14 protein-coding genes are annotated in these 12895 nt (G+C 68.1%); 7 read left to right on the top strand and 7 right to left on the bottom strand.

Going from position 1 to position 12895, the window contains the following annotated elements:
- Window positions 1-7: 7 nt before the first annotated feature.
- A complete protein-coding gene (locus ABT313_RS22645) occupies window positions 8-646 on the bottom strand; it encodes a TetR/AcrR family transcriptional regulator (RefSeq protein WP_350857048.1) in 639 nt (212 codons plus the stop codon).
- Window positions 647-710: 64 nt separating this feature from the next.
- Between ABT313_RS22645 and ABT313_RS22640 the strand changes: the two genes are divergently transcribed.
- Window positions 711-2102 carry an FAD-dependent monooxygenase gene (locus ABT313_RS22640; protein WP_350857045.1) on the top strand — a complete coding sequence of 464 codons (1392 nt, stop codon included), beginning with the start codon at window positions 711-713 and terminating at the stop codon, window positions 2100-2102.
- Here the strand turns inward: ABT313_RS22640 and ABT313_RS22635 are convergent.
- The 3 genes from ABT313_RS22635 to vanH form a co-directional block, all read right to left on the bottom strand.
- The gene (locus ABT313_RS22635; RefSeq protein ID WP_350857043.1) at window positions 2089-2826 is read right to left on the bottom strand and encodes a VOC family protein; all 738 of its coding nucleotides are present in this window, start codon (window positions 2824-2826) and stop codon (window positions 2089-2091) included. The two genes, ABT313_RS22640 and ABT313_RS22635, sit on opposite strands and share 14 nt — an antisense overlap.
- A 105-nt stretch (window positions 2827-2931) precedes the next feature.
- Window positions 2932-3963 (bottom strand): D-alanine--(R)-lactate ligase, encoded by a 1032-nt coding sequence (gene vanA, locus ABT313_RS22630; RefSeq protein WP_350857040.1) that lies wholly within the window; start codon window positions 3961-3963, stop codon window positions 2932-2934.
- On the bottom strand, window positions 3960-4973 hold the full coding sequence (vanH, locus tag ABT313_RS22625; RefSeq protein ID WP_350857037.1) for a D-lactate dehydrogenase VanH: 1014 nt from the start codon (window positions 4971-4973) through the stop codon (window positions 3960-3962). The genes vanA and vanH overlap by 4 nt, the downstream gene beginning before the upstream one ends.
- A gap of 86 nt (window positions 4974-5059) precedes the next feature.
- Between vanH and ABT313_RS22620 the strand changes: the two genes are divergently transcribed.
- The gene (locus ABT313_RS22620; protein WP_350857034.1) at window positions 5060-6421 is read left to right on the top strand and encodes a UDP-N-acetylmuramoyl-tripeptide--D-alanyl-D-alanine ligase; all 1362 of its coding nucleotides are present in this window, start codon (window positions 5060-5062) and stop codon (window positions 6419-6421) included.
- Here the strand turns inward: ABT313_RS22620 and ABT313_RS22615 are convergent.
- From ABT313_RS22615 to ABT313_RS22605, 3 genes are read right to left on the bottom strand one after another with little or no spacing between them, the layout of a single operon-like run.
- The gene (locus ABT313_RS22615) at window positions 6404-6850 is read right to left on the bottom strand and encodes a GNAT family N-acetyltransferase (protein WP_350857031.1); all 447 of its coding nucleotides are present in this window, start codon (window positions 6848-6850) and stop codon (window positions 6404-6406) included. The two genes, ABT313_RS22620 and ABT313_RS22615, sit on opposite strands and share 18 nt — an antisense overlap.
- Window positions 6847-7923, bottom strand: a complete 1077-nt coding sequence (locus ABT313_RS22610; RefSeq protein WP_350857028.1) for a lipid II:glycine glycyltransferase FemX — start codon at window positions 7921-7923, stop codon at window positions 6847-6849. The genes ABT313_RS22615 and ABT313_RS22610 overlap by 4 nt, the downstream gene beginning before the upstream one ends.
- Window positions 7920-8387, bottom strand: coding sequence for a M15 family metallopeptidase (locus ABT313_RS22605; RefSeq protein WP_350857025.1), 468 nt, complete (start codon window positions 8385-8387; stop codon window positions 7920-7922). The genes ABT313_RS22610 and ABT313_RS22605 overlap by 4 nt, the downstream gene beginning before the upstream one ends.
- A gap of 87 nt (window positions 8388-8474) precedes the next feature.
- Between ABT313_RS22605 and ABT313_RS22600 the strand changes: the two genes are divergently transcribed.
- From ABT313_RS22600 to ABT313_RS22580, 5 genes are all read left to right on the top strand, one after another.
- Complete coding sequence (locus ABT313_RS22600) at window positions 8475-9155, top strand: response regulator transcription factor (protein ID WP_350857022.1); 681 nt, start codon at window positions 8475-8477, stop codon at window positions 9153-9155.
- Window positions 9148-10230 (top strand): sensor histidine kinase, encoded by a 1083-nt coding sequence (locus ABT313_RS22595; RefSeq protein ID WP_350857019.1) that lies wholly within the window; start codon window positions 9148-9150, stop codon window positions 10228-10230. Before ABT313_RS22600 ends, ABT313_RS22595 begins: the two co-directional genes overlap by 8 nt.
- A 95-nt stretch (window positions 10231-10325) precedes the next feature.
- Window positions 10326-11243 carry a metal ABC transporter solute-binding protein, Zn/Mn family gene (locus tag ABT313_RS22590; protein ID WP_350857016.1) on the top strand — a complete coding sequence of 306 codons (918 nt, stop codon included), beginning with the start codon at window positions 10326-10328 and terminating at the stop codon, window positions 11241-11243.
- Window positions 11243-12037, top strand: coding sequence for a metal ABC transporter ATP-binding protein (locus ABT313_RS22585; RefSeq protein WP_350857013.1), 795 nt, complete (start codon window positions 11243-11245; stop codon window positions 12035-12037). The genes ABT313_RS22590 and ABT313_RS22585 overlap by 1 nt, the downstream gene beginning before the upstream one ends.
- A gap of 8 nt (window positions 12038-12045) precedes the next feature.
- On the top strand, window positions 12046-12894 hold the full coding sequence (locus ABT313_RS22580) for a metal ABC transporter permease (protein ID WP_350857834.1): 849 nt from the start codon (window positions 12046-12048) through the stop codon (window positions 12892-12894).
- Window position 12895: the final 1 nt, after the last annotated feature.

The raw sequence follows: 12895 nt of genomic DNA, 5'->3' as shown, positions 1-12895 counted from the left end.
TGGTGCCTCAGTTGGCCGGAGTGGTTGGCCAGAGTGGAGCCAGGCCGGAGGAGAGGAGGGCAAAGCCTTGGTTGGCGGCTTTGACTGCGGTGGGCAGAGCTTTCGGGGCGGGGGTGCCGGACGCGCAGCGGTCGAAGTTCGTCATCGCCAGGGTCCAGTGGACCGAGGTGATCTGTGCGGCGGCCAGCCGGGCGGTGAGTTCGGGGGTCCCGGCGGTCTCGTGCAGGGCCGAGGCCAGTTCGGATTCGGAGTTCTCGTTGAACTGGAGCATGCGCGCCATCAGGGCCGGCGTGGCGCGCAGCAGCCGGTAGAGGTCGATCACCTGCGGGAGATCGGTGAGGCCGGTGAACGGGTCGTGGGCGCGGAGGCGCTCGATGAAGTGGGTGTGCAGCGCGGCCAGCGGTGACTGGCCGGCGGGGCGAGCGCGGACGACACGGGCCGGCTCGTCTTCGTGGTCGGCGAAGCGGTGGACGACGAGGTCCTCCTTGGTCGGGAAGTACGCGAAGAGCGTACGCCGGGACACATCCGCGACCTCCGCGATCCGGGTGATGGACACCTGGTCGAAGCCGTGCTCGACGAACAGCTCGATGGCCGCCGTCGAGATCGCCTCCCGGGTCCGGAGCTTCTTCCGTTCACGCAACGCCATGGCGGGAGCGTAGCACCGAGTGCTAATCTGCACTTAGTCTACTTTTGCACTGGGGAGAGTTTTCATGGACGTACTGATCGCAGGTGCCGGGCCGACCGGGCTGATGCTGGCCTACGAGCTGGCGCTGGCCGGCGTCGACGTGACCGTCGTCGAGCGGCTGGAGACGCGGATCGAGCAGACGAAGGGCGGCTCGCTCCAGGCCCGTACGGCCGAGGTGCTGGACCTGCGCGGACTGCTCGGCCCGATCCAGGCCCGTGAGCTGCCGCGTGAGCAGGTCGGCGGGCACTTCGCCGGGCTGCCGGTGTCGCTCGACGCGTCTGCGTGGAACACCCGGCATCCGTACCCGATCTCAGTGCCGCAGTGGATCGTCGAGGAGGAGCTCGAGAGCGCGGCGATCGCACGAGGAGTTCGAGTGCGTCGTGGCCTCGACGTCAGCGCGGTCTCGCAGGACTCCGACGGGGTGACGGTGACGGCCGGCGGCGAGGTCTTCCGGGCTCGGTATCTCGTGGCGTGCGACGGAGCGCACAGCACCGTCCGCAAGCTGCTCGACGTACCGTTCCCGGGCCGGCCGGGGACGTTCCGCGCGGTGCTGACCGACGTACGGCTGTCGTCGGTGTCCGACGAGGTGCCGGCGACCGCGGGTCACTTCAGCACGATGACCAAGCAGGCCGGTGAGTACTGGGGCATGCTCGTGCCGGTCGGCGAGGGGAAGTACCGGTTCACGTTCGGCCGGGACGGGGTCGCGTCGCCGGACGAGACGGCGCACGCGCTCAACGTTCTGTACGGCGAGGAGACCCGGATCGCCGAGGTGCTGAACTCGTCCGAGTTCGGTGACGCGACGAGGCAGCTGGAGTCGTACCGGTTCGGGCGGATCCTCTTCGCGGGGGATGCCGCGCACATCCACCCGCCGTTCGGCGGGCAAGGGCTGAACCTCGGCGTACAGGACGCGTTCAACCTCGGGTGGAAGCTGGCGGCCGCCGTCCGCGGTACGGCGGACCTGCTCGACACGTACCAGACCGAGCGGCATCCCGTCGCGGCGCGCGTACTGCGTCATACCGCGGCGCAGCGGGTCTTCGCCCTGCCCGGGCCGAGCGAGGACGTCGTCGAGCTGCGGGAGATCTTCACGGACCTGATGCGCCTGCCCGACACCAACCGCTACCTCGCCGGCATGATGTCCGGGCTCGACGCGCCGGACCGGATCCCGGACTTCGAGCTCGTCACCGGTGACGGACCAGTCTGGTTGTCGTCGCTTCTGCACTCGGGCCGCGGTCTGCTGCTCGACTTCGGCGACTGTGACTGGCCGGAGGGTTGGGCCGACCGGGTAGACGTACTGCAGGTCAAACCGGACGGAGAGCACGACGCGCTGCTGATCCGCCCCGACGGACTGCTGTGTTGGTCAGGAGAGGCTGATCTCGTGACCGCGTTGACGACGTGGTTCGGCGTCAGAGCGGGGTGAGGACGCAGAACTCGTTGCCGTCGGGATCGGCCATGACTGTCCAATAGACGTCACCCTGGCCGATGTCGAGCTTGCTGGCACCGAGGGTTTCCAGCCGGGCGACCTCTACCGCCGGGTCGTCGTCCGGGTACGGGCGGAGGTCGAGGTGGATGCGGTCGAGCCCGGTCTTGGGCTCGGACGAGCGGAGGAACTCGAGGTACGGGCCGACACCCTTCGACGAGCGCAGCGACGTGAAGTCGTCGGTCTCTTCGTGCAGGGTCCAGTCCGTCGCCTCGCTCCAGAAGCGGGCCATGAGGTGCGGATCCACGCAGTCGACGACGACCGCGGCGATCGGGCCGGTGTCGCTGTAGATCTCGCGGGGCTCGAGCACGCAGAACTCGTTGCCCTCCGGGTCGGCGAGGACCGTCCACGGCGCGTCGCCCTGGCCGACGTCGGCGGGGGTTGCGCCGAGCCCCTGCAGTCGCGCGACCAGCGCGGCCTGGTGATCCAGGGAGGTGGTGGCCAGGTCGAGGTGGACACGGTTCTTACCCGTCTTGGGCTGCACGCCCGGGATCAGGTCGACGACCACGGCACTGGCGTCGGGATACGTCACTCCCTCGGGCTCGAGGTTGGTTTCTTCGGGCTTGTCGCCGGTGACCTTCCACCCGAGGGCCTCCGCCCAGAACCGCCCCAGCGCGGAGTTGTCCTGAGCCTTGATCACAGCCTGCACGAGTCGCGTCGCCATACCGGGATCCTATGTCTCAGGGCGAGTGATATTTGAGCAGTCCGATCAGCAGCAGGGTGGCAACCACGATCACCGTGAGCATCGCAGGCCGGGGCGGGCGTTCGTTCACCGAGCCTTGGCCGCCAGTGCCAGCGACAGCATCCGGTCGATGACCTCGGTGCGGGACAGGCCGGTGGCGTCCATCATCCGGGGATACCGGCTGTACGACGTCATACCGGGAAGCGTGTTGACCTCGTTCAGTACGACGGTTCCGTCCGCCGTCAGGAACATGTCCACACGCGACAGACCACGGCAGCCCAGTGCGCGGTAGATGGCTTTCGCCGTCTCCTGAACGAGCGCGCGCGACTCGGCCGGGATGTCCGCCGGGACGATCACCGTCGAGTTGTCGGAGCCGCTTTCCGGCGTGCTCTCCTGGTGGATCTTGAAGAAGCCGTGCGAGAGGGCGATCTGGTCGACCTCACCGGCGAGCAGCTCGGGATCGTTGCCGAGGATCGCGCAGCCGATCTCGCTGCCGACGACGGCCTCCTCGATCAGCACCTTCGAGTCGAACTTTCTGGCGGCCTCGACGGCGGCCGGCAGCTCTTCCTTGCTCGCGACCTTGCTGACGCCGAAGGACGAGCCCGAGCGGGCCGGCTTCACGAAGATCGGGTAGATGAACTGGTCGGGATCGATGGCCTGGCTCGCTGTGAACGTCCAGAAGTTCGGCGTCGCGATCCCGGCGCTCGCCGCGACGGTGTACGCGAGGGACTTGTCCATGCACAGCACCGAGCTCTGGATGTCACAACCGACGTACGGAAGGCCGGAGAGCTCGAGCAGTCCCTGGATCGCGCCGTCCTCGCCTTGTTTGCCGTGCAGGACCGGGAAGAGGACGTCGAGGTCGATCGTCTCGTACTTCCCGTCGTCGAGCACGAGCAGCCCAGGGGAGGTGCAGTCCGGTGACAGCATCACCGGGCGGCAGGCGCCGTTCTCCCAATCCGTGGCCGGGCTCTCGCAGAGTTTCCAGGCGCCGTCGGTGGTGATGCCGATGTAGAACGGTTCGTACTTCGTGGGGTCGATGTTCTCCGCGACCTGTTGCGCGGACTTCACCGAGATGGGGTGTTCCTCGGAGCGGCCTCCGAAGATGATGCCGATCTTCATATCCACTGCTGCTTCCTGTTCTCGAATGTCCGGCAGTTGATGATCGAGTTCTCGACCGTGTCGCTGAGGGCGTGATCGGTGTAGTACGCGGTGTGCGGACTGACGATCACGTTCGGCAGTTCCTGGAGTCTGAGCAGTTGTTTGCTGTCGACGGGTTCGTTGCTGCAGTCGGTGTAGAAGATGCCGTCCTCGCCTTCGAGGACGTCCAGCGCGGCGCCGCCGAGCCGTCCGTCCTCGAGCGCGGTGAGCAGCGCCTCGGTGTCGAGCAGCGGGCCGCGGCCGGTGTTGACGACGTACGCTCCGGGCTTCATCTGCTCGATCCGCCGACGGCCGAGCAGATGGCGGGTGTCGTCGGTGAGCGGGGTGTGCAACGTGACGAGGTCGCTGACGCGCAGCAGCTCGTCTAGCGGGACATAGTCGGCCGACGTCGCCGGACGGTTGTCATAGGCAACGGTTCTGCAGCCGAAGCCGCGCAGCCGGTCGATCACGGCCGCACCGATGCGTCCGGTGCCGACGACTCCGACGGTCAGGTCGCGCAGTTCCTTGCCGCGGACATCGTTCAGCCGGTAGTCGTGGATGTCGGTACGGCGGATCATCGACTTCGCGTTGCGAACCGCCATCAACATCAGCATCAGCGTGTAGTCGGCGACGCTGTCGGGGGAGTAGGCAACGTTCTCGACGGTGATGCCGACGCTGTCCGCGTAGTCGACGTCGAGGTGGTTGTAGCCGATGCTCCGCGTCGAGATGTACGCGACGCCGGCCCGGGCGAGGGCCAGCAGCGTCGGGTTGGTGATGGGCGTCTTGTGCCCGACGCTGACACATCGCTTGCCGTGGGCAAGTTCGACGGTGGCCTCGGACACGGGCGCCTCGGTGATCGTCGGGACGACGCCGAGACGCGGAGCGAGCTCCCGGAACAGAGCAGCCTCGTCCGGCCGGCACCCGTAGATCGTCAGGGCGAGGTCCGGGAGGGTCGCAGACGACAACCAGGACGCCAGCGAGTTGTGAGTCATGCCTCCAGTGAAGGAAGCGTTGCGTTGCCAGACTGTATGCGGTTTTTGATATGCCGACGATATCCAGGGCTCGGTTGACTAGGCGGATGATCCCGCTCAGCCTCGATGAGATCGCAACGGTCGTCGGCGGAACGGTCGCCGGTGACGGCTCCGTGAAGGTGACCGCGCCCGCCGTACTCGACGGTCGCGAGGCGGAGCCCGGTGGCTTGTTCGTCGCCTTCGCCGGTGAGCATGCCGACGGCCACGACTACGCCGCGCAGGCCGGCCGGGCCGGTGCGGTGGCTGTCCTCGGCTCACGTCCCACAGCCTTGCCGACGATCGTCGTGGAGGACGCACAGGCGGCCCTTCAAGCCCTCGCTGCTCACGTCGGCGTGCAGCTAAGCGACGGGCTGACTGTTGTGGGCCTGACCGGCTCGCAGGGCAAGACCAGCACCAAGGACCTGCTGACCGCAGTGCTCTCGAGTGTGGGGCCGACGGTCGCGACGATCGGCTCGCTCAACAACGAGCTCGGCGTACCGCTGACGATCCTGCGCGCCGACGCTGCGACTTGCTTCCTTGTCATCGAGATGGGTGCGCGGCGGATGGGCGACATCGCTCACCTCGCAAGCCTGGTCCCGCCTGCGGTGGCTGTCGTGCTCAACGTCGGGCAGGCCCATCTCGGTGAGTTCGGCTCGCGCGGCGCGATCGCCACGGCGAAGGGCGAGTTGGTGCAGGGCCTGGCGCCGGGTGGGACCGCCGTACTGAACGCCGATGATCCGCGGGTCATCGCGATGCGAGCGCTGACGGATGGTCCGGTGCTGACCTTCGGCCGGGCGGAGCACGCCGACGTACGTGTGCTCGACCTGACCCTCGATCGCCTCGGGCGGCCCTCCTTTACCTTGCGGACCGCAGATGCCGTGGCGTCCGTCGTACTGCCGTTGGTGGGCGCGCACCAGGCGTTCAACGCGGCGGCTGCGTCAGCGGCTGGGTTGGCCATCGGGGTACCGATCGAGATGACTGCGGCTGCGTTGGCCACCACTTCCTTGTCGAAGTGGCGGATGGAACTGTGCGAGGTGCCCGGCGGCATCACGCTGCTGAACGACTCCTTCAACGCCAACCCCGACTCGACCCGCGCCGCCCTGGACGCGATGGCGGTGATAGAGGGCGGACGTCGCATCGCCGTGCTCGGCGAGATGCTCGAGCTGGGCGAGGAGAGCGAGTCCGAGCACCGCATCGTCGGCGAGTACGCCGCCACCCGCGCCGACGTCGTCATCGCCGTCGGCGAGGGTGCACGCGCGATCGCGGCCGGCGCGGGGGAGCACGCGGTGGCACTGCCCGACAACAACGCCGCCATCGATTGGCTGCGCCAGACCCTCGCCACGGGCGACGTGGTCCTGGTCAAAGCCTCGCGCGAAGCTCATCTCGAAGAAGTCGCTGAAGCAATCGCCACATCAGCTCGGCTCCGGTAGCGGGCGGAGGAAGCGGGTCGAGACGTCGGTCTGGTCGGCGTAGCCGTGGTGCTGGTAGAAGGCGTGGGCGTCGCGGCGGTGGTTCGCGCTGTTGAGGTCGATGCGGACGCAGCCACGGGCGGTTGCGAAGGATTCCGCAGCGGCCATGAGTTTGGTGGCGATGCCCTGGCGTCGGGCCTGGGTGGACACGACCAGGGCGACGATGCGGGCCCACGAGCCGTCGCGCTGGAAGAACGGGGCGACGTGGACCGCTACCACGCCCAGTACGTTGCCGTCCGTCTCCGCGACGTACGCGGCCAGCGCCGGATTGTCTGCCCAGACCTGGATCCGGTCGGCGGTCTCGCTTGCGCCGTCCTGGGGATAGCCGAGCTGGTCCAGGAGTTCGTTGACGCAGGTCGCGTCGGCAGGAGTTGCGGGTCGGATGTTCATCGGCGGCGCCGTTTCATGTAGAGGTCGAAGGCGCGGTACACCATCGGGCGCAGCGGGAGGTCCCACTCGCCGGCGTACCGGACCGCTTGCCCGCCGGTGCCGACCTTGAACTGGATCAGCCCGACATGGGAGTCCTGCGGATCGAGCGTCGGCGTGATGCCGCGCAGGTCGTACACGTCGCACCCGGCGGCCAGCGAGTCCCGGATCATCGCCCACTGGCACGCGTTCGATCCGCGCACCTCGCGTTTCGACGTCGACGAAGCGCCGTACAGGTACCACGCATGAGCGCCGACGCGGACCAGGATCGTCGCGGCCACCAGCTCACCCTGGTGGTGTGCCAGGTACAACTTGGCCGAGCTCATCGCGGCGAACAGGTTCTCGAAGTACGGCAGCGGCCGCGGTGTGAATCGGTCGCGCTCGGCAGTGTGGACATACAGGTCGTGGAACGCCTTCACCTCGGTGCCGACCGAGACCTCCACTCCCTCCTTCACGGCCTTCTTGATGTTGCGCCGCCACTGCTGGTTCATCCCTCGGAGTACGTCGTCCTCGGTCCGCCCGGCCAGCGGAAGCTCATAGATGTACTGCGGCTGCCCGTCGCCGAACCCGTCCTCCGGACTCTGCGCCAGCCACCCCGCCCCCTCGAGCCATCGCGTCACCGGATCCCCGCCCCGCCCCGTGAGCCGCTTGACCTCCGGATCCGCGATCCCCGACTTGACCTCCGCGGCGCTCCAGACGTCCGTACGCACGGGCGGTCCGAGCCGGATCGCGAATGCTCCCTGCGCCTTCAGGTACTTCGCCAACGGGTCGATCCACTCGTCGAGCGGTCCGTTCCAGTCGATCACGGGCCCCTGCGGCAGGTAGGCCAGCGTGTACCGCTCCAGCCGCGGCACGGGCCGATGCAGCACGAGGCCCGCGCCGACGAGCCGACGCCCGTCGTACCAACCGAGGGACTCGCTGCGCCACTCGGTCTTGACGGCGCCCCACTCCGGGATCTGCAGGAAGCTGACCGACCGCTGCGCTTCGACGAATGCCTGATGATCGCCAGGGCTGATACGAGTGACGGTCAGGGTCACCGCTGCATCCTCGGGTCGTGCGTCGGGTCGGCGTACATCGGCCCGCATCCGTCCGGCCGAAGCTCGTAATGCCACGGCTCGTTGCGGTAGATCTGGCACAGCCCGTAGGCCGCCCCGTGCTCCGCCAGCCACGCCTTCGCCTCGGAGTGCCCGATGTCGACCGCCCCGCCGCGCACATGCTGGGACGTATCCGGCGTCGCGACCCATCGAGCCGCTTCCTCCGCCGAGCCGTACTTCACGATCGCGTCGCGCAACAGCTCGTTCTGGTACTCCGGAGAGCGCCAGCCACTGTTCACATAGAAGGTGACGCCGTCCTCCAAGGCGTCCGAAGCGGCCTTGCGCAGCGCCGTCAGCAGCGCCGGGTCGAGGTTGGCCACGGCCGGGTAGTCGTCGTCGAACACCGTCACCCCGGCCGGGACGGCGCCGTCATCCTTGCCAGGCGCACCAATTGCCGCTCGAGTCATGGTTCCAGTCAAGGCAGCGCGGTGTTGCCGGTACGTATGGGGAATTCGATATACGGACGATACGTTCGACCTCGTAGCATCGGGAGTATGCGGGTGCTGCTGGTCGAGGACGAGCCGGAGATGGCGGGCGCGATCCGCGACGGCCTGCGCCTGGAGGCGATCGCGGCCGATATCGCCGGCGACGGCGACACCGCGCTCGAACTGCTCGGCATCAACAGCTACGACATCGCCGTCCTGGACCGCGACATCCCCGGCCCGTCCGGCGACGAGATCGCGAAACGGATCGTTGCCTCCGGCAGCGGTATGCCGATCCTGATGCTGACCGCGGCCGACCGGCTCGACGACAAGGCGTCCGGGTTCGAGCTCGGCGCCGACGACTACCTGACCAAGCCCTTCGCGCTCCAGGAGCTGGTACTGCGGCTGCGAGCCCTCGACCGCCGCCGCGGCCACAACCGGCCGCCCGTGCGCGAGATCGCCGGCCTGCGGGTGGACCCGTTCCGCCGCGAGGTCTACCGCGACGGCCGGTACGTCGCGCTGACCCGCAAGCAGTTCGCCGTACTCGAGGTCCTCGTCGGGGCCGAAGGCGGTGTCGTCAGCGCCGAAGAGCTGCTCGAGCGGGCCTGGGACGAGAACGCCGACCCGTTCACGAACGCCGTACGGATCACTGTCTCCGCGTTGCGCAAACGCCTCGGCGAACCGTGGATCATCACCACCGTGGCAGGTGTCGGCTATCGCATCGACACGCCCGAGGAAGGCGAGCGTGGCTAGGGAGCCGGGGCTGAGCGTCCGGCTCAAGCTCACGCTCAGCTATGCGGCGGTCATCATGCTCGCCGGCGCCGGGCTGCTCGCGGTCGTCTGGGTGTTCCTGCTGCGCTACGTTCCCGCCCGGATGGCTCCGCGGGCGCCTATGAGCGGTCCGGACCGTGCCGCGCTGCTCGACGCGTTCGTGCCGAAGGCGATCCTGATGCTGACGCTGCTGCTGATCGCCGGTCTGGTCGGCGGCTGGATCCTGGCCGGCAGCATGCTCGCGCCGCTGACCCGGATCACCAACGCCGCACGCCTGGCCACGAACGGATCGCTGTCCCACCGGATCCAGCTGGAGGGTCGCCAGGACGAGTTCCGCGAGCTGTCCGACGCGTTCGACACGATGCTCGAGCGGATCGAGGCACACGACGCCGAACAGCAGCGGTTCGCCGCCAACGCCTCCCACGAACTGCGGACCCCGCTCGCGATCACCCAGACCCTGCTCGACGTGGCCCGCAAGGACCCGAACCGCGATCCCGCCGAGCTCGTCGACCGCCTCGACTTCGTCAACAGCCGGGCGATCGACCTGACCGAAGCCTTGCTGCTGCTCAGCCGCGCCAACCAGCGGACCTTCGCCCGCGGCGACGTCGACCTGTCGCTGGTTGCGGAGGAGGCCGTCGAGACGCTCCTCCCACTCGCGGAAAAGCGCGGTCTGACGGTCGAAACCTCCGGTGACGTGGCCCCGATGGTCGGCTCGCACACCCTGCTGCTGCAGCTGGCCACGAACCTCGTCCACAACGCGATCGTCCACAACCTGCCCGCGGACGGCGCCGTGTGGATCACCACGACCCTGCACCCGAAGACCGTGGTTCTCACGGTCGAGAACACCGGCGAGATCATCCCCGCCCCCGTGGTCTCCACCCTGATCGAGCCGTTCCAGCGCGGCGGCGGACGGATCCGCACCGACCACGCCGGCGTCGGCCTGGGCCTCGCGATCGTCAACAGCATCACCCAGGCGCACGACGGAATCCTGATCCTCGCCGCCCGTCCGTCCGGTGGCCTCCGCGTCACGGTCCAGCTCCCCGCCGTCCGTCGCTGAGAACCGAACCGCAGCTGTCCTCAGTCCCGGGCAGAGTGCTACCTTGTCTCCGGAATGGTTTTCATTATCAATTGGCGATGAGGGACGGGTGCGCTGTGAGGCTGCGTAGTTCTGTTGGATTCCTGGCCTGTGCCGCGGCGCTGGCAGTGCTGGCCGGGTGTAGTTCGTCGGCGGCCGACGAGACCGCCACGGCAAGCTCCAAGACCGGTGTGCAGGTCGTTGCGTCGACCAACGTGTACGGCGACATCGTGAAGCAGATCGCGGGGGACAAGGCCGAGGTGACGTCGATCATCTCCGACCCGGACCAGGACCCGCACTCGTACGAGGCGAACGCGCAGACGCAGCTCTCGCTGTCGAAGGCGAAGGTCGTGATCGAGAACGGCGGCGGCTACGACGACTTCATGGACACGATGCTCAAGTCGGCCGGCAACACCTCGGCGAAGGTCCTGAACGTGGTCGGCATCTCCGGGCACAAGGCGCCCGCCGGCGGCGAACTCAACGAGCACGTCTGGTACGACTTCCCGACCATGGAGAAGCTGGCCGCCCAACTGGCGTCCACCCTGTCCGAGGTCGACTCCGCGAACAGTTCGACGTACGCCGCGAACGCCGCGGCCTTCACCGGCAAGGTGAAGCAACTCGAGGCGACCGAGGCCTCGATCAAGGCGGCGCACACCGGCGACGGTGCCGCGATCACCGAGCCGGTGCCGGTCTATCTGTTGACTGCCTGCGGGCTGGTGAACAAGACGCCGGGCGAGTTCAGCGAGGCGATCGAGGAGGGGACGGACGTTCCGGCGGCGGTGCTGCAGCAGACGCTGACGTTGTTCAGCGCGAAGCAGGTCAAGCTGCTGGCGTACAACGAGCAGACGTCGGGCCCGGAGACGGAGAAGGTGCTCGCGGCAGCGAAGGCGAGCGGCATCGCCGTCGTACCCGTGACCGAGACGCTGCCCGACGGCAAGGACTACCTGGGCTGGATGACTGCCAACCTGGACGCGATCCGTTCGGCTCTGGCCTGATGGACGTCCTGCGGTTCGAGAAGGCATCGTTCGGGTACGGCGGGCGGCGGTTGTGGGGCGGCCTGACGATGAGCCTTCGGGCGGGGGAGTTCCTCGCCATCCTCGGCGCCAACGGATCGGGGAAGACCAGTCTGTTGAAGGCCGTTCTCGGTCTGCATCCGCTGATGTCCGGGTCCGTCGAGGTCGCGGGCGCGCCGCCCCACCGTGGCAGCACCCAGATCGGGTACGTGCCGCAGCACCGGCGGATCGACACGCTGACGCCGCTCCGGGCCCGGGACGTGGTCGGCCAGGGCCTGGACGGGCATCGATGGGGGATCGGCCGACCCGACCCGCGGCGCCGCCGGCGGATCGACGAGCTGCTCGAGTCGGTCGGCGCTGACGCCTTCGCGGACCGTCCGATCGGGCAGCTGTCCGGCGGCGAGCAGCAGCGGGTCCGGATCGCGCAGGCGCTGGTCTCCGACCCGAAGCTGCTGCTCTGCGACGAGCCGTTGTTGTCGCTGGATCTCAACAGCCAGCGCACGATCTCCGGCCTGGTCGACCGCCGGCGCAGTACGCACGACACCGCGATCGTCTTCGTCACCCACGACATCAACCCGGTCCTACCGTACGTCGACCGCGTGCTCTACCTGGCCAACGGGCGCTTCCGGACGGGAACGGTCGACGAGGTGATGACGTCGTCGACCTTGAGCGACCTGTACCAGTCGCCGGTCGAGGTGGTCCGCTCCGGCGGGCGCGTACTGGTGGCCGGCGTCCCCGAGGACACGCATCACACCTCGATCCTGCGGGCCGGGTGAGGTCGGTGCTGACGGCAACTGTCTGGCACGAGATCTTCAACTTCACCAACTACGGTGAACTGCTGGCGCTGGTCCGCAACTCGATCATCGCCGGGGTGGCGCTCGGTATCGTCGGCGGCCTGATCGGCGTGTTCGTGATGATGCGCGACCTGCCGTTCGCGGTCCACGGCATCAGCGAGCTGTCGTTCGCGGGCGCCTCTGGTGCGCTGCTGCTGGGCGTGAACGTCGTCGCCGGCTCGCTGACCGGTTCGATCATCGCCGCGATGCTGATCGGCGTACTCGGAAGTCGTGCTCGTGATCGGAACTCGATCATCGGGGTGCTGATGCCGTTCGGGCTGGGCCTCGGCGTGCTGTTCCTGGCACTGTACAAGGGTCGTGCGGCGAACAAGTTCGGCCTGCTGACCGGGCAGATCGTGGCGGTGGACACGCCGCAGTTGTCCTGGCTGATCGTCACGGGCGTCGTCGTACTGCTCGGGCTGCTGATCGTCTGGCGGCCGTTGATGTTCGCCAGCTCGGACCCGGAGCAGGCGGCGGCTCGAGGTGTCCCGGTGCGGGTCCTGTCGTTGGTGTTCATGGTGCTGCTCGGCCTGGCGGTCGCCATCTCGGTCCAGATCGTGGGCGCCCTGCTCGTCCTGAGCATCGTGGTGACGCCCGCGGCCGCCGCGCTGCGGGTCGCAACCTCTCCGTGGCTGGTCCCGGTACTGAGCGTGATCTTCGCGACCGTTTCCCTGGTCGGAGGAATCCTGCTCGCCCTCGGCGGCAGCCTGCCGATCAGTCCATACGTGACCACGATCTCGTTCCTCATCTACCTGGCCTGCCGCACTGTCCTCGGTTGGAGAGTGGCGGTTCGCACGTAGC

Origin of the sequence: Kribbella sp. NPDC000426 (assembly GCF_040300265.1) — a bacterium.
Lineage (GTDB): Bacteria > Actinomycetota > Actinomycetes > Propionibacteriales > Kribbellaceae > Kribbella.
This window is presented reverse-complemented; position numbering and strand designations above follow the sequence as displayed.

Coding starts and splice junctions, on each gene's coding strand:
- ABT313_RS22645 (WP_350857048.1), bottom strand. CDS start 646: ATGGCGTTGCGTGAACGGAAGAAGCTCCGGACCCGGGAGGCGATCTCG.
- ABT313_RS22640 (WP_350857045.1), top strand. CDS start 711: ATGGACGTACTGATCGCAGGTGCCGGGCCGACCGGGCTGATGCTGGCC.
- ABT313_RS22635 (WP_350857043.1), bottom strand. CDS start 2,826: ATGGCGACGCGACTCGTGCAGGCTGTGATCAAGGCTCAGGACAACTCC.
- vanA (WP_350857040.1), bottom strand. CDS start 3,963: ATGAAGATCGGCATCATCTTCGGAGGCCGCTCCGAGGAACACCCCATC.
- vanH (WP_350857037.1), bottom strand. CDS start 4,973: ATGACTCACAACTCGCTGGCGTCCTGGTTGTCGTCTGCGACCCTCCCG.
- ABT313_RS22620 (WP_350857034.1), top strand. CDS start 5,060: ATGATCCCGCTCAGCCTCGATGAGATCGCAACGGTCGTCGGCGGAACG.
- ABT313_RS22615 (WP_350857031.1), bottom strand. CDS start 6,850: ATGAACATCCGACCCGCAACTCCTGCCGACGCGACCTGCGTCAACGAA.
- ABT313_RS22605 (WP_350857025.1), bottom strand. CDS start 8,387: ATGACTCGAGCGGCAATTGGTGCGCCTGGCAAGGATGACGGCGCCGTC.
- ABT313_RS22600 (WP_350857022.1), top strand. CDS start 8,475: ATGCGGGTGCTGCTGGTCGAGGACGAGCCGGAGATGGCGGGCGCGATC.
- ABT313_RS22585 (WP_350857013.1), top strand. CDS start 11,243: ATGGACGTCCTGCGGTTCGAGAAGGCATCGTTCGGGTACGGCGGGCGG.